Origin of the sequence: Pseudomonas sp. ACN8 (assembly GCF_002303925.1) — a bacterium.
GTDB lineage: Bacteria > Pseudomonadota > Gammaproteobacteria > Pseudomonadales > Pseudomonadaceae > Aquipseudomonas.
In genome coordinates, this window is sequence record NZ_MRCS01000025.1 from 68,366 (window position 1) to 91,845 (window position 23,480).

Below are 23,480 nucleotides of genomic sequence, written 5' to 3' on the forward strand. Positions count from 1 at the left end.
ACACCGAGGCTTCTTGCCGTGACCGTCGCTCCCTTCCAATCGCCACCCAGTGTCAAAGACCAGGTCAGTGCTGCCGAATGGCAGACCCGCGTCGACCTGGCAGCCTGTTATCGCCTGGTCGCCCAACATGGCTGGGATGACCTGATCTTCACCCATATCTCCGCCAAGGTGCCCGGCACCGAAGATTTCCTGATCAACCCGTTCGGGTTGATGTTTCACGAAATGACCGCGTCAAGCCTGGTCAAGGTGGATCAGGCCGGCCACAAGCTGATGGACAGTCCCTACGAGATCAATCCGGCGGGTTACACCATCCACAGTGCCGTGCATGAAGTCCGCCACGATGTCGTCTGCGTGCTCCATACCCATACGGCTTCGGGAGTTGCGGTGTCGGCGCAGAAGCAGGGCGTTCTGCCGATCAGCCAACAGTCGTTGTTCGTGCTTTCCAGCCTGGCCTACCACGCCTATGAAGGCGTGGCGCTCAACCATGAAGAGAAAGAGCGGCTACAGGCCGACCTCGGTGAAAACAATTTCCTGATGTTGCATAACCACGGTCTGCTGACCTGCGGCAGCACCATCGCCGATACGTTCCTGATGATGTTCACCTTTCAGCGTGCCTGCGACATCCAGGTCATGGCGCAAAACGGTGCCGCTGAACTGATCACCATCGAACCGCAGATTCTGGCCGGTGCCAAAGCCATGATCGCGGGTGTCACCCGAAGTGCTCAAGGAATGGGCGGAGCGCTGGCCTGGCCGGCGCTGCTGCGCAAACTCGATAAACTGGACCCGGGTTATAAACTCTAATGGAACTCGCCGAGATCCCCCTGTGTGTCTGGCGCAGACGCAGCCAGACGTTCGTGTTTCGTAGCCAGAGCATCCGTTACTGGACAGCAGGGCAGGGTGAGCCGTTGTTGCTCATTCACGGCTTTCCGTCCGCCAGTTGGGACTGGCATTACCTGTGGCAGCCATTGGCCCAGCGCTTTCGCGTGATCGCCTGCGACATGCTGGGCTTCGGCGATTCGGCAAAACCGGTAAATCACGAATACAGCCTGCTGGAGCAAGCGGATCTGCAACAGGCACTGCTCGAACACCTGAATGTCGAGCAACCAGTGCACCTGCTCGCCCACGATTACGGCGACAGCGTGGCCCAGGAACTGCTGGCCCGGCATTACGAGTCGCGGGTGGAGCTGGCCAGTTGCGTGTTTCTCAACGGCGGGCTGTTTGCGGAAACCCACCGCCCGGTACTGATGCAAAAGCTCTTGCTCAGCCCTTTGGGCTGGATGATTGGCCGCGCCTTCAGTCGTGATGGTCTGGTAAGAAGCTTTCGGCAAATTTTCGGTCCGCAAACCCGTCCCAGTGAAAGCCAGATGGATGACTTCTGGAGCCTGGTCGAAAGCCAGCGCGGGCCACGGATCATGCACAAACTGATCACCTACATCCCGGAGCGACGCGTCTGGCGCGACCGCTGGGTGAGTGCGATGCAACGCGGTGAAGTGCCGCTGCGAGTGATCGATGGCGGGGTCGATCCGGTCTCCGGCGTGCACATGGTCGAGCGTTATCGGGAGCTGATCCCGGATGCGGACACGGTGGTGTTGCCCGACATTGGCCACTACCCGCAGATCGAGGCCCCTTGCGAGGTGCTCAAGCACTATCTGGCGTTTCGCGATCAACTGCTGTCGCCGCCGCGCAAAATGGCGTGTTCCTGATTCGCAGCGTTGAACCTGTTCTGCTTCTGTGGGATCGCGTCATCCTGTTCGACGCGATCATCATCCCCCAGCCTTATCGCGCACCATTCAGCCTCCCCCGTATTCATTGTGACCCACTGCGCCGTGCCTGAAACTCGGACTCACTGTCCCCTGGCCTGCTGGAGTCCCCCCATGAATGAGTCTGTGCGCTTCGAAGATAAAGTCGTGATCATCACCGGAGCCGGTGGTGGCCTGGGACGGACGCATGCATTGCTGTTCGCCAAACAGGGCGCCAAAGTGCTGGTCAACGATCTTGGCGGCTCGGCCCAGGGCGAAGGCGCCAATGCCTCGGCTGCCGACCGTGTGGTCGCGCAGATCCGTGAGGCCGGCGGCATTGCCGAAGCCAACCACGACTCGGTCACTGACGGTGACAAACTGGTCCAGCATGCCCTGGACGTCTTCGGTCGCGTCGACGTTGTGGTCAACAACGCCGGGATCCTGCGTGACAAGACCTTCCACAAAATGGATGACGCCGACTGGGACCTGGTTTACCGCGTCCACGTCGAAGGTGCCTACAAAGTCACCCGCGCCGCCTGGCCGCACATGCGCGAGCAAAACTACGGCCGGGTGATTTTCACCGCGTCGACTTCGGGCATCTATGGCAACTTCGGCCAGTCCAACTACGGCATGGCCAAGCTCGGTCTCTATGGCCTGACCCGCACCCTGGCCATCGAAGGCCGCAAGAACAACATCCTGGTCAACGCCATTGCCCCCACCGGCGGCACGCGCATGACCGAAGGCCTGATCCCGCCGCAAGTCTTCGAACAGCTCAAACCGGAACTGGTCAGTCCGCTGGTGGTGTACCTGGCCAGCGAGAACTGCCAGGAAACCTCCGGTCTGTTTGAAGTCGGCGGCGGCTGGATGGGCAAGGTCCGCTGGGAGCGCAGCCTAGGCATCGGGTTCGATCCACGGGCCGGTTTCTCCCCGGAAGACGTGGCGGCGCACTGGCAGCAGATTTGCGACTTCGAAGGCGCGGCGCATCCGAAGGACAATATCGAAGCGCTGAAGGAAATGATGGGGAATTTGCAGAAGTATTCGATTTAACAGCACTGACAAGGGCACGCAATGTGCTCTTGTCAGTTTTTCAATGACGGATCACATAGGTGATTCAGGGAAGTATTTATGTACCAACGCAGCTAGGTTTGCGGCGGTCTGCGCGTCTATTACCCCATCGTAATTATCCTGGCGAAAGTGCAGTTGAAACGCGCGGACAAGGGCTTTGAATCCAGCCTTGTTTGAGGCGTTGGATGTATCGTAGCCATAACGTTTAAATAACCTCAATAATTCGCACTGCGCCGGAATTCCGGACGCTGCGTATTGCATCAGATACTTGTCTCGGGTCGACTCATCAAACCAAGCCCCAACGCCCTTCAAGTAAAGTGTATGCCAGGGAAACTCCGGGCCGGGATCGCTTTTGTTGCCGATCGAGATGTCGGAGTGACCTACAACATTAGTGGGGTTGATATCTGGGTAGCGTGCCAGAATATTCAGAGCCAGCGCTTCAATCGCTGAAATCTGCTCGGGATGATAAGGCGGAAAAAAGAACTCACCATTATTGTCCGTTGCAAGGTTGACGATTTCAATGCCAAGGGAAGTGTCATTCAGCGACGAGCGACTGCCCCACTGGCTCACGCCTGCATGCCAGGCGCGAGCGTTTTCATCTACCAGGTTGAATACTTCCTGCTCCGTGTAACCAGCTTTCAGATAACTCGGGTCGGTAATGTCTGGAATCAAATAGTGAGAACTGACCTGCGGGCCGGTCAATAACTCGACGGAATGGGCAAAGTCGGCCGCGGTGTAGTGCAGAACCAGAAAGCGTACGCGGCTGTTGAAGCCTGCAGTTGAGCGATACTTATCATAGATAATGGGTTTCATATTAATACTCGTAATGAACAAGATTGGAGTCGGCGGCCAATGCAAAGTGAAAGGCTGCTGCGAAGGATCTTAAGTCGTTAGAGTGTTTTTGGTGCTGATGAAAACGTGTATAGGTGTTCCTGACAAGATGGTGATGTTGAATATGTAGTTACGATTTGATTCGTAACTAATTTTCGGTAAACCATCGCCTATAAAAAAGGCCGCTGCAAACGCAGCGGCCAAAGTAAGACGTTGGATCAGGAGCTACAAATCAACGTCAGTGAACACGGGGCGATGAACCGAATCTTCAATTCATCTGAAATCTTTCAGTCAAGACGCAGGCCGGTACAGGGTGCCTGCGGTGGTTTACCGTGACAGCCAGGTAAGAATAGACCCTTGGTGTCGTGGGAAAAATACCAATTACGGACATGCACTGTTGCAGCCCCGGCAACAGTCAGGATTCGGCTGCTCGTCGTCTGCGCCTGTCATCCTTTAGAGGTACACCACGAATACCTCCTTGGTGCGCTTATCGACCCCGATGCCCGGCAGTAGGGTGAGGCCTTCTGTCACTCACCGGGGAAGACGCATGACAAAAACAACAATGCGCGCCATCTTCACACCACAGGCGCTGGCGGCTGCGGTCGCCTTGGGTTGCTGCGCCCAGGCGCAGGCCATTTCGTTCAATATCGGGGAAATCGAGGGGACGTTCGACTCCTCGCTGTCGGTCGGCGCGAGCTGGGGCATGCGTGATGCGGATAGCGCGCTGGTAGGCGCCGTCAACGGCGGTTCCGGCCAGTCTTCGACCGGCGACGACGGGCGATTGAATTTCAAGAAGGGTGAAACCTTCTCGAAGATCTTCAAGGGGATTCACGACCTCGAACTGAAGTACGGCGACACCGGTGCGTTTGTGCGTGGCAAGTACTGGTACGACTTTGAACTCAAGGATGAAGGTCGCCCATTCAAGGACATCAGCGATCACAACCGCAAAGAAGGCGCCAAGTCTTCAGGCGGACAAATCCTCGACGCTTTCGTCTATCACAATTACTCCCTCGCCGATTTGCCGGGCACGGTCCGCGCCGGCAAGCAGGTGGTCAGTTGGGGCGAGAGCACCTTTATCGGCAACTCGATCAACAGCATCAATCCGGTCGACGTGTCCGCGTTCCGTCGTCCTGGCGCCGAGATCAAGGAAGGCCTGATCCCGGTCAACATGCTGTTCGCCTCCCAGGGCCTGACGGAGAAGTTGACCGTGGAAGGCTTCTATCAACTGGAATGGGACCAGACGGTCGTCGATAACTGCGGCACTTTCTTTGGTGTCGATGTGGTGGCGGATGGTTGCAACAAGGGTTACACCGTGGCCAACCCGGCCATTGCACCCTTGCAGCCGATTGCGGCTGCCTTCGGCCAGGGCTTCGAGGTCAGCAAGGAGGGGGTGATCGTCCCCCGTGGCGGTGACCGCGATGCCCGGGATTCGGGACAGTGGGGTACGGCGTTGCGCTGGTTGGGGGACGATACCGAGTACGGCCTGTACTTTATGAACTATCACAGCCGTTCGCCGAATGTCGGGACCACCACCGCCGGCCCCGGTACGCTGGCGAGCATTCCGGGGATCGTTGCCACCGCCAACCGTATCGCGCCCGGTAGCGGTTCGGGCCTGGCCCAAAGCGTGATGCTCGGTCGCGGCCAGTATTACCTCGAATACCCGGAAGACATCCGCCTCTACGGCGCGAGCTTCGCCACCACCTTATCCACCGGCACCGCGTGGAGCGGGGAAATCAGCTACCGCCCCAACCTTCCGGTGCAGGTCAACACCAATGACCTGACCCTGGCCATGCTCAATCCGATCGCGGGCGGTGCGGCATCGCCCATCGCCACGTCACCCGGGGCTGACAACACAGGTTATCGCCGCAAGGAAGTGACACAGATCCAGAGCACCCTGACGCACTTCATCGATCAGGTCGCGGGTGCGGATCGCCTGACTCTGGTGGGTGAGGCGGCGGTGGTCCGGGTCGGTGGTCTGGAGTCGCGCAGCAAACTGCGTTACGGCCGCGACTCGGTGTATGGCCAGTATGGTTTCGGCGGCGATACCGACGGCTTCGTGACTTCGACTTCATGGGGATATCGCGGCCGGGCCATCCTTGACTACAACAACCTCATCGCCGGGATCAACGTCAGGCCCAACCTTTCGTGGTCACACGACGTCGCAGGCTTCGGCCCCAACGGTCTGTTCAACGAAGGCGCCAAGGCCATCAGCCTCGGTGTCGATGCGGACTATCGCAACACCTACACCGCGAGCCTCAGTTACACCGACTTTTTCGGCGGCGACTACAACGTCCTCACCGACCGTGACTTCGTGGCGTTGAGCTTTGGTGTGAACTTCTGATCTGGCTGAAAAGGATGATTTCAATGCGCAAGATGATTCTGCAATTGGGCACCGTTCTGGCCCTGAGTCTGCTGGCCGCCAACGTGATGGCCGCGGTGTCGCCGGAAGAAGCCGGCAAGCTTGGCTCCAGTCTTACACCGCTCGGTGCCGAGAAGGCCGGCAATGCCGATGGCTCGATTCCGGCCTGGACCGGCGGCATCCCGAAAAACGCTGGCGCGGTGGACAGCAAAGGTTTCCTGGCCGACCCCTTCGCCAACGAAAAGCCCCTGTTCGTGATCACCGCGGCGAACGTCGACAAGTACAAGGACAAGCTCTCCGACGGCCAGATCGCGATGTTCAAGCGCTATCCGCAGACCTACAAAATTCCGGTCTATCCCACCCATCGCACCGTTGCGTTACCGGCCGAAATCTATGAGTCGGCCAAACGCAGCGCGCTGAACGTAACACCGATCAATGACGGTAACGGTCTGGCCAACTTCACCGGCAATCGCTACTACGCATTCCCGATTCCGAAGAATGGCGTGGAAGTGATCTGGAACCACGTCACTCGCTACCACGGCGGCAATCTGCGCCGCACCGTCACCCAGGCGACACCGCAGTCCAATGGCGACTTCACCGTGATCCGCTTCAAGGACGAGGTCGCCGTGCCGTCGTTGCTCAGCGATCTGAAACCGGGCAGCGACGATAACGTCCTCAACTACTTCAAGCAGGAAGTGACCGCGCCGGCGCGGCTGGCGGGTAACGTGTTGCTGGTCCACGAGACCCTCGACCAGGTCAAGGAACCGCGCAAGGCCTGGATCTACAACGCCGGCCAGCGCCGGGTACGGCGTGCGCCCCAGGTCGCTTATGACGGCGTCGGCACCTCGTCCGACGGCCTGCGCACCACCGACAACTTCGATATGTTTTCCGGTGCACCGGATCGTTACGACTGGAAACTGATCGGCAAAAAAGAGATGTACATCCCCTACAACAGCTACAAGCTCGACTCGCCCGACCTCAAGTACACCGATGTGATCAAGGCCGGGCACATCAATCAGGATCTGACCCGCTACGAGCTGCACCGGGTCTGGGAGGTCGTCGCCACGGTCAAGCCGAACGAGCGGCACGTGTACGCCAAGCGCCACATGTACATCGACGAAGACAGCTGGCAAGTGGCGCTGGCCGACCACTACGACGGGCGGGGCCAGCTCTGGCGCGTCGCCGAAGGGCATGCCCAGTTCTACTACGATCACCAGGTCCCGGCCTATACCGTCGAAGCGCTGTATGACCTGATTGCCGGCCGCTATATCGCCCTGGGAATGAAGAACGAGGAGAAGCGCAGCTTCGAATTCAACATCGATGCGAAAGCGGGGGACTACACGCCTGCAGCCTTGCGTAGTACGGGGGTCAGGTAGGTTTCCTACAGGCTCCTACACAAAAGGGTGACTTTGCGGTCACCTTTTTTATAGCAGTCGATCAGTGTGTTGAATACTTCTTCAACAAGCGCTCGGGAGGGGGCTAGGGTGGCGCCAGAATTATAAAAAAGGCGCATCACAATGACTGCAATGACGCACTGTCTGGACCGCCCTGGCTTCCTGCCCCGACTGTCGTCCCATCACCTGTCCCGCGAGCGGCTGATCGAGCCCATGCTGGTCTCGACCGCGCGGGTGAAATTGCTTTGCGCACCGGCCGGTAGTGGCAAGAGCGCATTACTCACCGAATGCCTGCTGCGGGCGCCGGAGCACACTCGGGTTTGTTGGCTGCCGCTGGCGGGGGCGTCGTTGAGTGCAGCCGATTTTTTGTTGCGCCTGACGCAAGCCCTGGGTCTGCCCTCGACGGATGAGCCCGGACTGCTGGCGCATCTGGCCCGATTGCAGGCGCCGACCTGGCTGTTTCTCGATGATTACAGCCGAGCACCCAATCCGGAACTCGACCGGATGCTTGATCGCCTGTTGGCCGTCGCCAGCCCGGCGCTGACCTGGTGGCTGAGCTCCCGTCGACGACCACCCTGCAACTGGCCGCGGCTGCTGCTCGATGATGAGTTGTACGAGTGCGAAGCCCGGACGCTGGCCTTTACCGAGGCCGAGGTCAGACAGTTGCTCGGTCATGTCGAGCCGACCCTGGCGGCACAAACCGCCAAAAGGATGGTTCAGCGCAGCGGTGGCTGGTGCGCTGGCGTACGTATCGCGTTGCTCAATGGTTGTCCGTGGTCGGGTGAGCAGGGGCGTTCGGCAACATTGCTCGATTATCTGCAACACGAGTTGTTCAACACCTTGCCATCGGAGTTGGTCGAGGTCTGGAAGGTGTTGGTGCATCTGCCACGCTTCAACGCCAGCCTGTGCGAGCATCTTTTCGGTCCGGGGGAGGGCGCGCAGTGGCTGCAGGTGTTGCAGGATATGGGCTGCTTCATTGAACCCTGGGAAGACTCCGTCGAGTGGTTGCGGATCTTCGAGCCACTGGCCCGGGAGATGCGTGAAGAGCCGACCTCGGCCGGGCGATCCTGGCATCGCCGCGCGTGCCAATGGTTCAGCGCCGAGGAAGACTGGCAGGGCGCCTTCGAGCAGGCATTGCTGGCGCAAGAACACGAAGTCGCGGTCAGCCTGATGCAACACTTCAGTTTTGAGCATCTGTTCAAGCGACAGAACGTCAGCTGGTTACTCGAGCTGCACGAGCAGCTGGGTGAACAGCTGACCCTGGGCACGCCACAACGGGTGGGGTTGATCACCGCGGCGTTGCTGTTTGCCGGGCGATTCGAGCAGGCGGCCGCCTGCATTGGGCAGTTGTCCCGATTTGCCCCGCAACCGACGGCATGCTTGCAACGGCAATTGCTGGCACGGTGGCAGGCGCAACAGGGGTGGTTGCTGCATTTGCAGGGACGCCAGCCGGCGGCACGGGCGCATTTTATCGAGGCGCTGGACGGGCTGGACGCCGAGGCGTGGCCTGCACGATTACTGTGTCTGTCCGGGTTGACCCAGCAAGCGCTGCTCAACGCCGACCTCGATGCCGCCCAGACCTTCAATCGTGACGCCCTGTGCCTGGCACGGGCACAAGGCTCGTTGCTGTTTGAAGGCTTGCTCGAACTCGATCATGCGCAGTTGCTGGAGCAGCGTGGTGCCCCCCGGCGAGCCGGGCAACTGCTGGCCGACATCCATGAAATGCTCGGACGGCAGGCTGATCGACCGACGCCGCTGCTGGGACGAATCGCCCTGCGACGTGGACGGTTGGCCTTGTGCCAGGGCCAGGATGAATTGGCCGGTGAGTGCTTCCAGGCGGGCCTTGATGACTGTCTTCACGGTCAGGACAAGCATGTGCTGTACGGGTTTCTCGGGCAGGCGCAACTGGCGGCCAATCAACGCGACTATGCCCACGCGTTTGATCGCCTGCGCGAGGCTGAACGGTTGATGCAGCAACGGCAGATCCCCGACACGGTGTATCGCGGCGTGTTGCTGCAAATCAGCAGTCATTTCTGGCTGCAACAAGGGCGCCCGGAGTTGGCCCGGGAAGCGCTGACCCGGGTCTTGCGACATTACCGCGGGACCCACGCGCGCCAGGCACCGCCGGCCACGCTGCAGCTGATTGCACGTATCGAATACCAGTTGGTATTGGCCGAGACTCAACTGCAACTGGTGCAACATCCACTGGATAGACTCAGGGCGTTACTCGAACATGCGCAACAACACGCCATGCTGGTGCTGGAAACGGAGCTGCAATTGGCCATCTGCGAAGTGGCGGACCTGACGGGGAAGCCGGACATGGCCCACGCAGCACTGGAGGCCGGTCTGGCGTTGGTCAAGCGTTGTCAGGGGCAACAGGCATTGCGTGATTTGAACTTGCGCCAGCCGAACCTGATCTGTCGTTTACAAGGGGAGGAGGCGGTGACCGCGCTCGCCCTTGATGCCAACCTGCTGAGTTGTCGGGAGCTGGAAGTGCTCGGCCTGATTGCCCAGGGTAATTCCAATCAGCAAATTGCCGAGCAGCTATTCATTTCGCTGCATACGGTGAAAACCCATGCCCGGAGAATCCATAGCAAATTGGGGGTTGAACGTCGCACGCAAGCGGTGGCGATGGGCAAGAAGTTGGGCCTGATCCTGCTCGCCTGATCATCGCCGCTGCGTTCAGGTTGTCGATGAGCCGGGTTCAAAGCCCATGCGCCAGCTCACGGCACGGGTGGCGGCTAACAAACGCTGTGCCGCCGGGCCGTTTTCATCGGCATGGAACAGCGAGGTCGGCCCGACCACGGTCAGTACTGCCGCGATCCTGCCCATGGCGTTGAACACCGGCGCCGACAAGGCATCCACTCCGGGCATCAACAGTCCATGCACATGATGCAGGCCCCGATGGCGGATCTGTTCGCTCATCGTTGCGTAGGCCTGGTCATCCGCCAAGGCGTGGGCAGTAGCGTTTTGCAGTTCCTGTTCACGCAGATCCACGGTTTCACGGGCAGGCAAGTAGGCGCCAAACACCAGTCCCGTCGAAGAACTGAGCAATGGCAACACCGAGCCCAGTTGTGTCACCACCGTCACTGCACGCACCGCCGGTTCGATATGCACCACGGTCGCGCCCTGATTGCCCCACACCGCCAGAAAACAGGTCTCGTTCAAGTCGTCGCGCAGTTCAGCCAAGGGCAGGGCGGCGACTTTCAGCACGTCCATACTGTTGAGTGCCGCCAACCCTACGCGCAAGGCTTCGCGGCCCAGGCCGTAATGGTTGGTGGCGGCATTCTGTTCGGCGAATCCGCTGGCGATCAGGGCCTGCAAATAGCGGTGAACCTTGCTCGCCGGCATCTGCACGTGTTCGGCCAGGCGCGACAGCGAAGTCGAGGGCGACAACTCGGCCAGAGCCTTGAGGATGTCGGTGCCAACCTCGGCCGAGCGGACTTTCTGCTTACCGTTGTTGTCGCTGGTTTTTTCCATGGTGGCTGGGATCCCGGGACGAATGGGCGTCTTTATAGCTTGACGGTCAATACCAATCAAATTACGTTATGCGTAATCGAATTACGATAAAAATAACCCAGGCGTGCCTCGACCTCTGCAACAGAGCGAGCGGCCACTGCCGACTCCCTGTTCAGGAGGCTCCATGAACCCCGATTCAACGACGCCAGCGCTGGCCTACCTGTCAGGCTTCGGCAACGAATTCAGCAGCGAAGCGTTGCCCGGCGCACTGCCTGTCGGCCAGAACTCCCCGCAAAAAGCCCCGTACGGCCTTTACACCGAACTGTTCTCCGGCACCGCGTTCACCATGGCGCGCAGCGAAGCGCGGCGCACCTGGATGTACCGCATCCAGCCGTCGGCCAATCACCCGGCATTCGTCAAACTGGACCGGCAACTGGCCGGCGGCCCGCTGGGTGAGGTGACCCCCAACCGCCTGCGCTGGAACCCGCTGGACATTCCCACCGAGCCGACCGATTTCATCGACGGCCTGGTGAGCATGGCCGCCAACTCGGGCGCGGAAAAACCGGCCGGGATCAGCATCTACAACTACCGCGCCAACCGTTCCATGGAACGCGTGTTCTTCAATGCGGACGGTGAGATGTTGCTGGTGCCTGAACGGGGGCGACTGCGCATTGCCACCGAACTGGGCGTGCTTGAACTCGAGCCGTTAGAGATTGCCGTACTGCCACGCGGCCTTAAGTTCCGCATTGAACTGCTCGACCCGCAAGCTCGTGGTTATGTCGCCGAAAACCACGGTGCGCCGCTGCGACTGCCGGACCTGGGGCCGATTGGCAGCAATGGCCTGGCCAATCCGCGAGATTTCCTCACCCCGGTGGCGGCCTACGAAAACCTGCAACAACCCACCACGCTGGTGCAGAAATTCCTCGGCCAGTTGTGGGCCTGCGAGCTCAATCATTCACCGCTCAACGTGGTCGCCTGGCACGGTAACAACGTGCCGTACAAATATGACCTGCGCCGCTTCAACACCATCGGCACCGTCAGTTTCGATCACCCCGATCCGTCGATCTTCACTGTGCTGACCTCGCCGACCAGCGTTCACGGCCTGGCAAACCTCGACTTCGTGATCTTCCCGCCGCGCTGGATGGTGGCCGAGAAAACCTTCCGTCCGCCGTGGTTCCATCGCAACCTGATGAACGAATACATGGGATTGATCCAGGGCGAATACGACGCCAAGGCCGAAGGCTTTGTGCCCGGCGGCGCTTCGTTGCACAGCTGCATGAGCGCCCACGGTCCCGATGGAGAGACGTGCACCAAAGCGATCAACGCGGAGCTCAAGCCGGCGAAAATCGACAACACCATGGCGTTCATGTTCGAGACCAGCCAGGTGTTGCGCCCAAGCCGTTTCGCCCTCGATTGCCCGCAACTGCAAAACACTTATGACGCCTGCTGGGCTACGCTGCCCGCCACTTTCGACCCGACCCGGAGATAACCCATGACGCAGACTTCCATCACTCGCAGCTGGGTTGCATCCGCCAACGGCCACGCGGATTTTCCCCTGCAAAACCTGCCGCTGGGCGTGTTCAGCCTCAACGGCTCGGCACCGCGCAGTGGCGTGGCCATTGGCGAGCATATCTTTGACCTGCAAGCGGCCCTTGAGGCCGGGTTGTTCGATGGCGCCGCGAAGGCTGCCGTCGAGGCCACCCGTGGCGGCCAGCTGAATGCGTTCTTCGAACTGGGCCGCGAGGCTCGCGTCGCGTTGCGCGAGCGTTTGCTGGAACTGTTCGCCGAAGGCAGCACCCTGCACGGCAAGATCGAAGCCCAGGGCGCAAAACTGCTACCGCTGGCGGCGGATTGCGAGATGCACCTGCCGGCGAAAATCAACGATTACACCGACTTCTACGTCGGCATCGAGCACGCGCAGAACGTCGGCAAACTGTTCCGACCGGATAACCCGTTGCTGCCCAACTACAAGTACGTGCCAATCGGCTATCACGGTCGCGCGTCGACCATTCGCCCGTCCGGTACCGATGTGCGCCGCCCGAAAGGCCAGACGCTGCCGGCCGGTCAAACCGAGCCGACCTTTGGCCCTTGCGCGCGCCTGGACTACGAACTGGAGCTGGGCATCTGGATCGGACAGGGCAACGACATGGGGGACTCGATTGCCATTGGCGACGCCGCCGATCACATCGCCGGTTTCTGCCTGCTCAACGACTGGTCGGCACGGGACATCCAAGCCTGGGAATACCAGCCGCTGGGGCCGTTCCTGTCGAAAAGCTTCATCACCAGCATCTCGCCGTGGGTGGTCACCGCCGAAGCGCTGGAGCCGTTCCGTCGTGCCCAGCCTGCGCGTCCCCAAGGCGATCCGCAGCCGCTGCCGTACCTGCTCGACAAGCGCGACCAGGCCGCTGGCGCGTTCGACATCGAACTGGAAGTGTTGCTGCTCACCGAGGCCATGCGCGAACAGAACTTGCCAGCCCATCGCCTGACCCTGAGCAACACCGGGCACATGTACTGGACCGTGGCACAAATGGTCGCGCACCACAGCGTCAATGGTTGCCAATTGCAGGCCGGTGACTTGTTCGGCTCGGGTACCTTGTCGGGGCCGGAAAACGGTCAGTTCGGCAGCCTGCTGGAAATCACCGAAGGCGGAAAAAAGCCGATTGAACTGGCCTCGGGTGAGGTGCGTAAATTCCTTGAGGACGGTGACGAAATCATCCTGCGCGGCCGCTGCCGCCGCGACGGTTTCGCTTCCATCGGTTTCGGCGAATGCCGTGGCAAAGTGCTGCCGGCGCGCTAACAGGAGCGGGGCATGGAACTCTATACCTACTACCGTTCGACTTCGTCGTACCGGGTGCGTATCGCGTTGGCGCTCAAGGGCCTGGATTATCAATCCTTGCCGGTCAATCTGATCGCACCCCAGGGCGGCGAGCATCGTCAGCCACCTTATCTGGGCATCAACCCCCAAGGCCGCGTGCCGGCCTTGCGCACCGATGAAGGCGAGTTGCTGATCCAGTCTCCCGCGATCATCGAGTACCTGGAGGAACGTTATCCACAGGTGCCACTGCTGTCCAAAGACCTGGCTGCCCGTGCTCACGAGCGCGGCGTGGCGGCAGTGATCGGCTGCGATGTGCACCCGCTGCACAATGTCAGCGTGCTCAATCGGCTGCGCCAGTCGGGTCACGACGAGCCGCAAGTGGTGGAGTGGATCGGCCACTGGATCGGCCAGGGGCTGGCCACGGTGGAGCAGTTGATCGGTGATGACGGTTACTGCTTCGGCCCAGAGCCTGGGCTGGCGGACGTCTACCTGATCCCGCAGCTGTACGCGGCCGAGCGTTTCAATGTTTCTCTTGAGGCTTATCCGCGAATCCGGCGAGTGGCGGCATTGGCGGCGACGCACCCGGCGTTCATCAAGGCGCATCCGGCGAACCAGCCAGACACGCCCTGAGGCCTCACACCATTCCAATGTGGGAGCGAGCCTGCTCGCGATAGCGGTGTGTCAGTCACATTGATTTGACTGACACTCCCTCTTCGCGAGCAGGCTCGCTCCCACAATGATTTGTGATCAGTGAACGATGGAATTGGGCGGCAGATGCCCCAGCCGTTCCGTCAGGCGAATCCGCTGGATGGGGTCGTCGCTGAGCAGCAGCGCATGCTCCAGATCAAAACGCTCGGCGTTCGGGCAGTCCAGCCGTTGGTAAAGGCTGGCCCGGGCAAGATAGTCGGAGGCAGTGGCGTTGCCCAGTTCCAGGACGCGATCGGCGTCGATCAAGGCATTGATGAAATCGTCGTGGGACAGATACAACTGGCGCAGGTTGCGTGACAGCCGTTGCAGCATCTGCGCCGGGTCGGCGGTTGCCAGGTGCTCGGCGCTGAGCTTCATGTTCGGTCCGTACTGGCGCTGCAACAACTCCCGACAATCGTTCGGATAAAGGCGACGGCCGCCGCAGGGATCGAGCAAATGATCGGCGCCCGGTACCCGCAGCAGGAAATGCCCGGGGAAGTTGACTCCGTCCATGGGAATCTCCAGGCCCCTGGCCAACTCCAGCGCAATCAGCCCAAGCGTCAAGGGCTGCCCTCGTCGGCGCTCCAGTACTTTGTCCAGCAGTGCCACTTGCGGGCGCAAGGGTGTGAAGTCGTCCTGGGCATAGCCAAGGTCATTCATGCGTCGCAGCAGCGGCTGGGCCAGTTCACTGACCGGCAGCATCGGCAAGCCGCCACTGACCCGTTGTTGCAATACCTGGAAATCGGCCAACAGTGCTTGCGGCTGCACCTCACTGTCGTGCTCGGCCGCAATCCACAGTGCCGCCTCGAACAGCGCGGGCGGTGAACGTTGCAGGCAGGCGAAGAACGATTGGCGCGGGGTCATCAAAATCTCCGGACAATGCCTCGTTTTAGCCCCCTCTCCAGCATTCGTCCAGTGCTGCAAAAGGGCAACTACAGGTTATTTCCGAAAGTCTGCTTCGGGGCCGTGCTTATTCCGGTGCGCTTCTGCAATTTTTGGGCGCAAGCCTATACTGGCGACTACAAGAAGTGATTCGGGAGCCTTACGATGTTCGCTCTCATGCAAAGCACTCGCCTTGAATCGCTGCATCTGAGCGTTGACTCGGTCACCGGGTTGAAGGCGGTCATTGCCATTCATAACAGCCGGCTGGGGCCTGCCTTGGGTGGTTGTCGTTACCTTGCCTACCCCAGCGACGAGTCGGCGGTCGAGGATGCCGTGCGCCTGGCTCAGGGCATGAGCTACAAGGCTGCGCTGGCTGGTCTGGCCCAGGGCGGCGGCGTGGCGGTGATCGTGCGCCCGGCCCATGTGGAAAACCGTGCAGCGCTATTCGAAGCCTTCGGACGCTGCATCGAACAGCTCGAAGGCCGTTACATCACCGCCATCGACAGCGGTACTTCAGTGGCGGACATGGATTGCATCGCCCAGCAGACCCAGCACGTCACCAGCACCACCTCGGCGGGCGACCCCGCGCCACACGCGGCGATGGGAGTGTTCACCGGCATCCGCAGCACCGCCATGGCCCGGCTCGGCAGCGACAACCTCGAAGGCCTGCGCGTGGCCATCCAGGGCCTGGGCAATGTCGGGTACGCATTGGCCGAACAGTTGCACGCCGCCGGTGCCGAACTGTTGGTCAGTGACATCGATCACGGCAAGGTGCAACTGGCCATGGAGCAACTCGGCGCCCATCCGATTGCCAACGACGCCCTGCTCAGCACACCTTGCGACATCCTCGCGCCCTGCGGGCTGGGCGGTGTACTCAACAGCCATACCGTGACGCAACTGCGCTGCTCGGCGGTGGCCGGTTCGGCGAACAATCAGCTGACGCATCTGGATGTCGCCGACCAACTGGAACGCCGCGGCATCCTGTATGCGCCGGATTACGTGATCAACGCCGGTGGGCTGATTTACGTGTCGCTCAAGCACCGCGGCGAAGAGTTGTCGACCATCACCGCGCACCTGTCGAAAATCAGCTCACGCCTGACCGAAGTGTTCGCCCACGCCCAGGCGGAAAAACGCTCCCCTGCAAGGGTGGCCGACGAGTTGGCGGAGAAAGTGTTGTACCGGTGAGTCGGATGGGTTTTCCACAGGCATGAAAAAGGCCCTGAGCCATTCGACTCAGGGCCTGTTCAATTCGGACTTTGCCTACTTGGCGGCTTTGGGAGCCTTGGCAGGTTTGGCCGGGGTGACCGGCTCAACGGCCTCAGCAACTTCGACCGCTGCAGCAGGTTGTGCGACTTCAACCGGAGCGCTGAGCAGTTCGGACAGGGCGTCCGGCTGGCTCTTGAACGCCTTGGCAAACACATCGCGATTTTTCGCCATGTAGATCCCGGCTTCTTCCACCTGCTGCTCGGTCAGGGACGGAACGGCTTTTTGCAACACTTCAGCCAGCAGTTCGGCCAGTTCGAGCATTTTGTCATGACGGTCAGCTTCGGCTTTATCCATGAACAAGCGCTCCAGATCTCGGCTGCTGCGGTATACCACTTCGACGGCCATTCACCACCTCACATGCCTTACATTGGTTGTCGATTTCGACTACTGTATCTATATACAGCTAAAGGATAAGCGAAACCCTGTCTTTTGGGTAGTGGCTTTTTAATGTAGACCGGATTCGGGATTTGTCAGGCAAGGCGCTGCACAGGTGCGACCAAACGCCACGGCGCGTTATCCCGAGCGGCTCGCCATCATGGGCTGGCCTTTTTTCTGCATGCAGGAAAACCGTCACGTCCAACCCGCATCATCCGGTCGAATCGACCTAAGGAAGCCGCATCGTGAAAATCAACTGGGCCGAAAAACTGCGGCAGAACGTGCATGAACTGGCCGAGTCCCTGGGCAATCTGTTCGTCGAAACCTTTCACTACCTGGCGCTGTTCGCCATTGGTGCGGTGACCGCGTGGGCGGCGGTGATGGAGTTTCTCGGGATGATCGAAGAAGGGCACATCAAGATCGATGACATCTTGCTGCTGTTCATCTACCTGGAACTGGGAGCGATGGTCGGGATTTACTTCAAGACCAATCACATGCCCGTGCGCTTTCTGATCTACGTAGCGATCACTGCGCTGACGCGGCTGCTGATTTCCAACGTTTCGCACCACAACCCGCCGGACCTGGGGATCATCTACCTGTGCGGCGGGATTCTGCTGCTGGCGTTTGCGATTCTGGTGGTGCGTTACGCTTCGTCGCAATTTCCTTCGGTGAAGATCGAGAACCCACACCGCAAAACAGGTGCGGGCTCCAGTGAACATCCGGAGGTAGAAAAGGGCGAGCTTTAAAGCCCCATGGCGGGTCGGGGACGGCCGTTGGCGGGTGGCGGCAGGCTGTGCGTGCCGCCATCGGTCATGGATTCAAGGACGGCCACGGCGCTGTGGCCCTGCTCGATGGCAATGCCGAACTGAATGCTTTGCACCAGTCGTTTCAGGCGCTCGGGGTCATTGCGTTGTTCGGCGCTGATCATGCGCTTGGCCACCACGTGCCCACTGTTGGACAGGGTCAGCATGATGCTGCCGTCCAGGCCCTGAATGCTCAGGTTGATCTGGTAATCCGCTGCAAAGGCATCGGTAATGAGCTGGAAAGGGTTGTCCATGATGCGTCACCGCCTGATTGAACGTGCAGTTGTTGACCGGCCGTGATCGGGTTGGTTCGCAATGCCTGACCACCGGCCATCTCGCCATCATTGTTCCAACCAGGATGTAGCAAGGGGCATGCCGACAAAATTGTCGGACAAAAAACAAGTTCTGTAGGAGCGAGCTTGCTCGCGATGGTCGTCAACGATAACGCGTAAACCCAGATGGTTCGCGGCGCCCGTGGGTTTTTCGCGAGCAGGCTCGCTCCTACAGGGGCCGCGTTTTCTGCACGTTTCGGGGCAATAACGGCTGGCGTGCCTCCAAAGCGATCAGCATTCCACCCAGTTCACCGCCAAGCCGCCCCGAGACGTCTCTTTGTATTTGTCATGCATGTCGGCGCCGGTGTCGCGCATGGTGCGGATCACCCGGTCCAGGGAAATGAAGTGTTTGCCGTCGCCACGCAGGGCCATTTGCGTGGCGTTGATGGCCTTCACCGCGGCGATCGCGTTGCGCTCGATGCACGGCACTTGCACCAGTCCGCCAACCGGGTCGCAGGTGAGGCCGAGGTTGTGTTCCAGGCCGATTTCGGCGGCGTTTTCCAGCTGCTCCGGGGTGGCGCCAAGCACCTCTGCCAGGCCGGCGGCGGCCATGGCGCAGGCGGAGCCGACTTCGCCCTGGCAGCCGACTTCGGCCCCGGAGATCGATGCGTTTTTCTTGCACAGGATGCCGACCGCAGCGGCGCCCATGAAGAATGCGACCACATCATCGTCAGACGCATCGGCATTGAACTTCATGTAGTAGTGCAGCACCGCCGGAATGATCCCCGCCGCCCCGTTGGTCGGTGCCGTGACCATGCGCCCGCCGGCGGCGTTCTCTTCGTTCACGGCAAGGGCGTACAGGTTGACCCATTCCATCGCCGATAAGGTGGACGTAATGACATTCGGCTTGCCGATTTCCTGCAGGCTGCGATGCAGTTTCGCCGCTCGCCGCGGGACATTCAGACCGCCGGGCAGAATGCCTTCGTGGCGCAAGCCCTGCTCGACGCATTCACGCATCACCGACCAGATATGCAACAGGCCCTGGCGGATCTCTGTGTCACTGCGCCATGCCCGTTCGTTGGCCATCATCAGTTCGCTCACCCGCAGCCCATGCTGGTTGCAGAGCTTGAGCAGTTCGGCGGCGCTGGAGAAATCGTAAGGCAGCACCACATCGCCGGCCGGTGCTATCCCGGATTCGGCTTCGGCCGCTTCGATGATGAAACCGCCGCCCACTGAGTAGTAGGTCTGCTCGAACAGTTCGCCGGTTTCGCCAAAAGCTGCCAGGGACATGGCGTTGGGGTGATAGGGCAGGCTTTCGTCTAGCAGCAGGAGATCGCGTTGCCAGTCGAAGGCAATTTCCACAACGCCTGCCAGGCACAATTTACCGGTTTGACGCAGGGTGTGAATGCGGCTGTCGATGGTGGTGGGGTCGATACGATCGGGCCATTCGCCCATCAGGCCCATGACGCAGGCGCGGTCTGTTGCGTGGCCGACACCGGTCGCTGACAGAGAGCCGTAGAGGCGGATTTCCACGCGTCGCACGTCAGCCAGAAAACCCTGATCGACCAACGCTTGGGCAAAGGTTGCGGCAGCGCGCATCGGACCGACGGTATGGGAACTGGACGGGCCGATGCCGACTTTGAAGAGATCGAAAACACTGATAGCCATGCTAAAGCCTGTACATGCAATGGAAGGGAAATCGCTGCCATTTCTGTAGGACAAGCGCAATTTGGGCGATACTGCCTGTCACGATCCAGTGTGACCAACGAAAATTCCTAAGACATCCTTTAGCGGTACTAAACGATGAGCCGTCAATTACACGCCCAGACGTATGTCTGGCTGAACGTGTTTGCCTGTGCCGCTCGGCACCTGTCGTTCACCCGTTGCGCCGAAGAGCTGCACATCACACCGGGGGCCGTCAGCCAGCAGATCCGCCAGCTGGAAGAGCGCCTGGGCTTTCGTCTGTTTCACCGCCGCGCCCGCGGGGTGGAGCTGAGCGCAGAGGGCCAGCGCCTGGCGATTACCGTCAACGAGGCCTTTGGCAGCATCGACGCGGAATTGCGACGACTGGATGCGGGCATGATCAGCGGGATTCTGCGGGTGCGTTCGATTCCGTCGTTCCTGAGCAAATGGCTGACGCCGCGCCTGCCGCGTTTGCAGCAGCGCTTTCCGGACATCCAGTTGCGCCTGGTGGCCGAGGACAGCAGCGTGCCGTTGCATGAAGGCGACTTCGACCTGGCGATCGACCTGAACGACGGCAGCTACCCGGGCCTGTTATCCACAGCCTTGCTGGATGAACAGATTTTCCCGGTGTGCGCGCCGAGCCTGTTGCGTGGTCGTCCGCCGCTGCACGGTCCGGCAGACCTGATGCACTTTCCCTTGCTGCACGACATCACCGCCTGGCGCGGCAGCTATGAGTACGCGGAATGGGAGTTTTACCTCAACGCCATCGGCTTCGAGGGGGCGGATGTGCGACGCGGGCATACGTTCAACCGCAATCACCTGACCATCGAAGCGGCCATCGCCGGCATGGGCGTGGCGATTGCGCGCCGAACCTTGCTCAATGATGAGTTGGAGCGTGGTGCCTTGATCGTGCCGTTTGGCCTGGCGGTGCCCAATCACAAGCGCTACATGCTGCTTTACGCACCGGGGGCATTAAGCCATCCGGGTGTGCGCGCGGTGCACGATTGGTTGGTGGAGGAGGCGGGTGCTTTTCGCAGCTTGCACCCGTTGGGGGAGCGGCAAATGTGAGCAATTATTACGCAAGAGCAGGGCGACCCAACTCCCGACATTAACAGCGCTTTTGCTCCTTGTCCGGCTTTTTTTGCGTATGAATATTTATCTTTTTTCAGGGGTTGAATTGTTCAGCGTACAGACCGATTGTGTAAGCAAGAGGTCACGGTGATGACGCCCAAGGGCTTAGCTGACCGGCCTCTCGCGAGCTAGCTGAAATAAGGGATGAACTATGCAAATCCAAGTCAATAGCGATAACCATATTCAAGGCAGTAAACGACTGGAGGAGTGGGTACGTACGACCATTGAGAGCACGCTCGAACGCTACGAAGAGGACCTGACACGAGTCGAGGTTCACCTGCGGGACGAGAACGGCGACAAGCCGGGTCCCCACGACATGCGCTGCCAGCTGGAGGCGCGGCCAAAAGGCCATCAACCGGTTTCCGTCACCCATAAAGCCTCCACCATGGAGCAGGCGATCGACGGAGCGGCCACCAAACTTGAACATGCGCTGGAGCATATGTTCGGCAAGTTACGCGGTAAACGAGCCAATGTGGTGCCCATCGAGAGTGCCACCCATGCCGACCATCTGCTGGAAGAAGAGTTTCTTGAGAACGAACAGGCAGCGCTTAACGGCTGACACCTGATTCACTTTTTTACCTTCCCATGAAAACGGGCCTGCATTGCAGGCCCGTTTTGTTTTCGCCCGATCCTTTTGCATGTGAGAATATTTATCATTACTATTGCGATCTTGCCGGCCCCTGACGCTGTCGTGGCTTCACCGGTTTTCAGGTCGAAACATGAACGATGATCAATCTGCCCCCCGACCCCCACGATATCGAGCGCGATCAACATCGCGGCGACCGTGCGCACTTTCTCCAGGTGTTTCTCTCCCAGCGTTCGCAAATGGAGGCGCTGGTGAGTCGGCGTGTCGGTTGCCGGGCGACCGCGGCTGACCTTGTACAGGATTTATTCCTGCGTTTCTGGCGGCGGCCGCTGGTTCAGGTCGAGGAACTCAGCACCTACCTGCTGCGCTGCGCCGGCAACATCGCCATCGACCATTTACGCAGTGAAGGCACACGGGTCCGGGCCAGCGAAGGCTTGATGGTCGAGCCACCGGACAGTCATGGCAGCGGACCGCAAGCGGCGCTGGAGGCGGGCAACGATTTGCGCCACGTCGAAGCTGCGTTGCGCGCGCTACCGGAGCGCACGCGGCAGATTTTTTTGCTCAATCGCATTCACGGCCGTAAGTACGCCGAGATCGCCAAGGCCATGGGCTTGTCCCAAAGTGCCGTGGAAAAACATATGATGCGCGCCCTCGAAGCCTGCAAGGCCAGCCTTCGGGAACCCGAACCGCGTACGCCAGGGAAAGCACCGTGAACCACTTCGAACGCGTCGTTCCGACGCCCGCTCAGGAGCAGGCCGCGCTGGCCTGGCTGAGTTTGTTGCATGACCAGCCCAGCAGCGGTGACCAGGCGACATTCAGCCAATGGTTGCAGGCCGACCCCGCCCATGCCGAAGCCTATGCCCAGGCGCAAGTGCTGTGGGAGTTGAGCGAAGGGCCGGCGCGTACGCTCGCCAATGAAGACGCTTTTGCCTTGCAGGGCTATCTCAACGCCATGGACAAGCCGCGGCGCAGTACGGTCGGGCGCTGGTCCGGGGCGCTGGCGATGGCTGCGTGCCTGCTGTTGATGATCAGTGTCGGCACAGGCTGGCAGCCGATGCGCTGGATGGATGACCTGGGGGCGGATTACGTCTCGGCACCGGGGGAAATCCGCACCGTCACCCTGGTCGATCAGTCGCAGGTGACACTGGATGCCGACAGCGCCATCGCCGTGGATTTCAGTCGCGGCGAGCGGCGAGTGCAACTGCGTCGAGGCGCCGGTTTTTTCAGCGTCACCCACACTGGCCAGCCGTTTGTGGTGGACGCCGAGAAAGGGCAGGCGCGGGTCTTGGGTACGCAGTTCGAAGTTCGATTGCAGCCCCACGGTGCGCAGGTGACGGTGCTGTCCGGTCGAGTCGGCGTGGCGGCGCAGCAAAACGCCGAGCAGCAAATCCTCACCGCCGGCCAGCAACTGGCCTACGGTGAAGGCACGGCGGAAAAACTCCACGGGGTGGACAGCGAAGCGCAATTGGCCTGGCGCCAGGGCTGGCTCAATTATTACAGGGCGACGTTGGCGGATGTGGTGCAGGATTTGGCGCGCTATTACCCCGGTCGGATCGTGATACTCAACGATGAACTGGCGACGCGCCGGGTCAGTGGCAGCTTTCCGAGCAGGAACCTGCAGGCGGTGTTGAGCTCGTTGCAGGGCGTGTTGGGGTTTGAGCAGCATCAGGTTTTGGGGCAGCTGATTATTTTGCGTTGAGGCGGCCGGCCCCATCGCGAGCAAGCTCGCTCCCACAGGTTCTGCGGCTTACACAATCAAATGTGGTAGCGAGCCTGCTTGCGATGAGGCCATTAGTTTCAACATCTTCGTGGACTGATACACCGCCATCGCCAGCAGGCTGGCTCCCACAATAGTGATGTGGCGCACACGGCTCCCTGTAGGAGCGAGCCTGCTTGCGATGAGGCCATTAGTTTCAACATCTTCGTGGACTGATACACCGCCATCGCCAGCAGGCTGGCTCCCACAATAGTGATGTGGCGCACACGGCTCCCTGTAGGAGCGAGCTTGAACTGGCCTAATAATTCCGGACACCTCTTAAGGGCGATATGATTTCGCCAACTTGGAGGTTCCATGAACGAAAGAAAGGTCTATACCCGCGAATTCAAGCTGCATGCTGCCAGCATGGTGCTTGA

The 23,480-nt window shown here is 60.3% G+C and carries 20 protein-coding genes and 1 pseudogene; 15 read left to right on the forward strand and 6 right to left on the reverse strand.

Translation table 11 applies throughout. From position 1 onward, the window contains the following. Positions 1-18 precede the first annotated feature (18 nt). The 3 genes from BSF44_RS15835 to BSF44_RS15845 all read left to right on the forward strand — a co-directional run bounded on the left by BSF44_RS15835 (position 19) and on the right by BSF44_RS15845 (position 2,786). Positions 19-801, forward strand: coding sequence for a class II aldolase/adducin family protein (locus BSF44_RS15835; RefSeq protein ID WP_095944298.1), 783 nt, complete (start codon positions 19-21; stop codon positions 799-801). Next, positions 801-1,703 (forward strand): alpha/beta fold hydrolase, encoded by a 903-nt coding sequence (locus tag BSF44_RS15840; RefSeq protein WP_095944299.1) that lies wholly within the window; start codon positions 801-803, stop codon positions 1,701-1,703. The genes BSF44_RS15835 and BSF44_RS15840 overlap by 1 nt, the downstream gene beginning before the upstream one ends. Positions 1,704-1,874: 171 nt before the next feature. Further along, a complete protein-coding gene (locus BSF44_RS15845) occupies positions 1,875-2,786 on the forward strand; it encodes an SDR family oxidoreductase (protein ID WP_095944300.1) in 912 nt (303 codons plus the stop codon). A gap of 51 nt (positions 2,787-2,837) precedes the next feature. Here BSF44_RS15845 and BSF44_RS15850 read toward each other — a convergent pair whose 3' ends face one another. Next, entirely contained in the window at positions 2,838-3,617 is a 780-nt protein-coding gene (locus tag BSF44_RS15850; RefSeq protein WP_095944301.1) for an N-acetylmuramoyl-L-alanine amidase, read from the reverse strand. Positions 3,618-4,182: 565 nt separating this feature from the next. On the opposite strand from BSF44_RS15850, the gene BSF44_RS15855 reads away from it, so the two are divergent. From BSF44_RS15855 to BSF44_RS15865, 3 genes are all read left to right on the forward strand, one after another. Then, positions 4,183-5,976, forward strand: a complete 1,794-nt coding sequence (locus BSF44_RS15855) for a DUF1302 domain-containing protein (protein WP_095944302.1) — start codon at positions 4,183-4,185, stop codon at positions 5,974-5,976. A gap of 23 nt (positions 5,977-5,999) precedes the next feature. Then, on the forward strand, positions 6,000-7,370 hold the full coding sequence (locus tag BSF44_RS15860; protein ID WP_095944303.1) for a DUF1329 domain-containing protein: 1,371 nt from the start codon (positions 6,000-6,002) through the stop codon (positions 7,368-7,370). A gap of 141 nt (positions 7,371-7,511) precedes the next feature. Next, positions 7,512-10,055 (forward strand): LuxR C-terminal-related transcriptional regulator, encoded by a 2,544-nt coding sequence (locus BSF44_RS15865; protein ID WP_095944304.1) that lies wholly within the window; start codon positions 7,512-7,514, stop codon positions 10,053-10,055. Positions 10,056-10,070: 15 nt separating this feature from the next. Here BSF44_RS15865 and BSF44_RS15870 read toward each other — a convergent pair whose 3' ends face one another. Further along, entirely contained in the window at positions 10,071-10,868 is a 798-nt protein-coding gene (locus BSF44_RS15870) for an IclR family transcriptional regulator (protein ID WP_095944305.1), read from the reverse strand. A gap of 163 nt (positions 10,869-11,031) precedes the next feature. On the opposite strand from BSF44_RS15870, the gene hmgA reads away from it, so the two are divergent. Genes hmgA through maiA form a run of 3 tightly spaced genes read left to right on the forward strand, consistent with a single transcriptional unit; the run spans position 11,032 to position 14,292 of the window. Further along, a complete protein-coding gene (gene hmgA, locus BSF44_RS15875; protein ID WP_095944306.1) occupies positions 11,032-12,336 on the forward strand; it encodes a homogentisate 1,2-dioxygenase in 1,305 nt (434 codons plus the stop codon). A 3-nt stretch (positions 12,337-12,339) separates the two neighbouring features. Beyond that, positions 12,340-13,644, forward strand: coding sequence for a fumarylacetoacetase (gene fahA, locus BSF44_RS15880; RefSeq protein WP_095944307.1), 1,305 nt, complete (start codon positions 12,340-12,342; stop codon positions 13,642-13,644). Between the two features lie 12 nt (positions 13,645-13,656). Beyond that, positions 13,657-14,292 carry a maleylacetoacetate isomerase gene (gene maiA, locus BSF44_RS15885; RefSeq protein ID WP_057716383.1) on the forward strand — a complete coding sequence of 212 codons (636 nt, stop codon included), beginning with the start codon at positions 13,657-13,659 and terminating at the stop codon, positions 14,290-14,292. 117 nt (positions 14,293-14,409) lie between these two features. On the opposite strand, the gene BSF44_RS15890 is transcribed toward maiA, so the two are convergent. Beyond that, complete coding sequence (locus BSF44_RS15890) at positions 14,410-15,213, reverse strand: SirB1 family protein (RefSeq protein ID WP_095944308.1); 804 nt, start codon at positions 15,211-15,213, stop codon at positions 14,410-14,412. Positions 15,214-15,396: 183 nt separating this feature from the next. Here BSF44_RS15890 and BSF44_RS15895 point away from each other — a divergent pair, with 183 nt between their 5' ends. Next, complete coding sequence (locus tag BSF44_RS15895) at positions 15,397-16,416, forward strand: Glu/Leu/Phe/Val dehydrogenase dimerization domain-containing protein (RefSeq protein ID WP_095944309.1); 1,020 nt, start codon at positions 15,397-15,399, stop codon at positions 16,414-16,416. 186 nt (positions 16,417-16,602) lie between these two features. On the opposite strand, the pseudogene BSF44_RS15900 reads toward BSF44_RS15895, so the two are convergent. Further along, positions 16,603-16,842, reverse strand: a pseudogene (locus tag BSF44_RS15900) (YebG family protein); the annotation flags it as partial. Positions 16,843-17,117: 275 nt separating this feature from the next. Between BSF44_RS15900 and BSF44_RS15905 the strand changes: the two are divergent. Then, entirely contained in the window at positions 17,118-17,618 is a 501-nt protein-coding gene (locus BSF44_RS15905; RefSeq protein ID WP_008000650.1) for a phosphate-starvation-inducible protein PsiE, read from the forward strand. On the opposite strand, the gene BSF44_RS15910 is transcribed toward BSF44_RS15905, so the two are convergent. Further along, a complete protein-coding gene (locus BSF44_RS15910) occupies positions 17,615-17,929 on the reverse strand; it encodes a DUF3509 domain-containing protein (RefSeq protein WP_095944311.1) in 315 nt (104 codons plus the stop codon). The two genes, BSF44_RS15905 and BSF44_RS15910, sit on opposite strands and share 4 nt — an antisense overlap. Before the next feature lie 309 nt (positions 17,930-18,238). After that, a complete protein-coding gene (locus BSF44_RS15915; protein WP_095944312.1) occupies positions 18,239-19,615 on the reverse strand; it encodes an L-serine ammonia-lyase in 1,377 nt (458 codons plus the stop codon). Positions 19,616-19,750: 135 nt separating this feature from the next. Between BSF44_RS15915 and BSF44_RS15920 the strand changes: the two genes are divergently transcribed. The 4 genes from BSF44_RS15920 (at position 19,751) to BSF44_RS15935 (ending at position 23,046) form a co-directional block, all read left to right on the forward strand. Continuing rightward, positions 19,751-20,698 (forward strand): LysR substrate-binding domain-containing protein, encoded by a 948-nt coding sequence (locus BSF44_RS15920; RefSeq protein WP_008046773.1) that lies wholly within the window; start codon positions 19,751-19,753, stop codon positions 20,696-20,698. 214 nt (positions 20,699-20,912) lie between these two features. After that, positions 20,913-21,320, forward strand: a complete 408-nt coding sequence (locus tag BSF44_RS15925; protein WP_095944313.1) for an HPF/RaiA family ribosome-associated protein — start codon at positions 20,913-20,915, stop codon at positions 21,318-21,320. A gap of 167 nt (positions 21,321-21,487) precedes the next feature. Then, a complete protein-coding gene (locus tag BSF44_RS15930; protein WP_095944314.1) occupies positions 21,488-22,060 on the forward strand; it encodes an RNA polymerase sigma factor in 573 nt (190 codons plus the stop codon). Beyond that, a complete protein-coding gene (locus BSF44_RS15935; RefSeq protein WP_095944315.1) occupies positions 22,057-23,046 on the forward strand; it encodes a FecR family protein in 990 nt (329 codons plus the stop codon). The genes BSF44_RS15930 and BSF44_RS15935 overlap by 4 nt, the downstream gene beginning before the upstream one ends. The last annotated feature ends 434 nt before the right edge of the window (positions 23,047-23,480 follow it).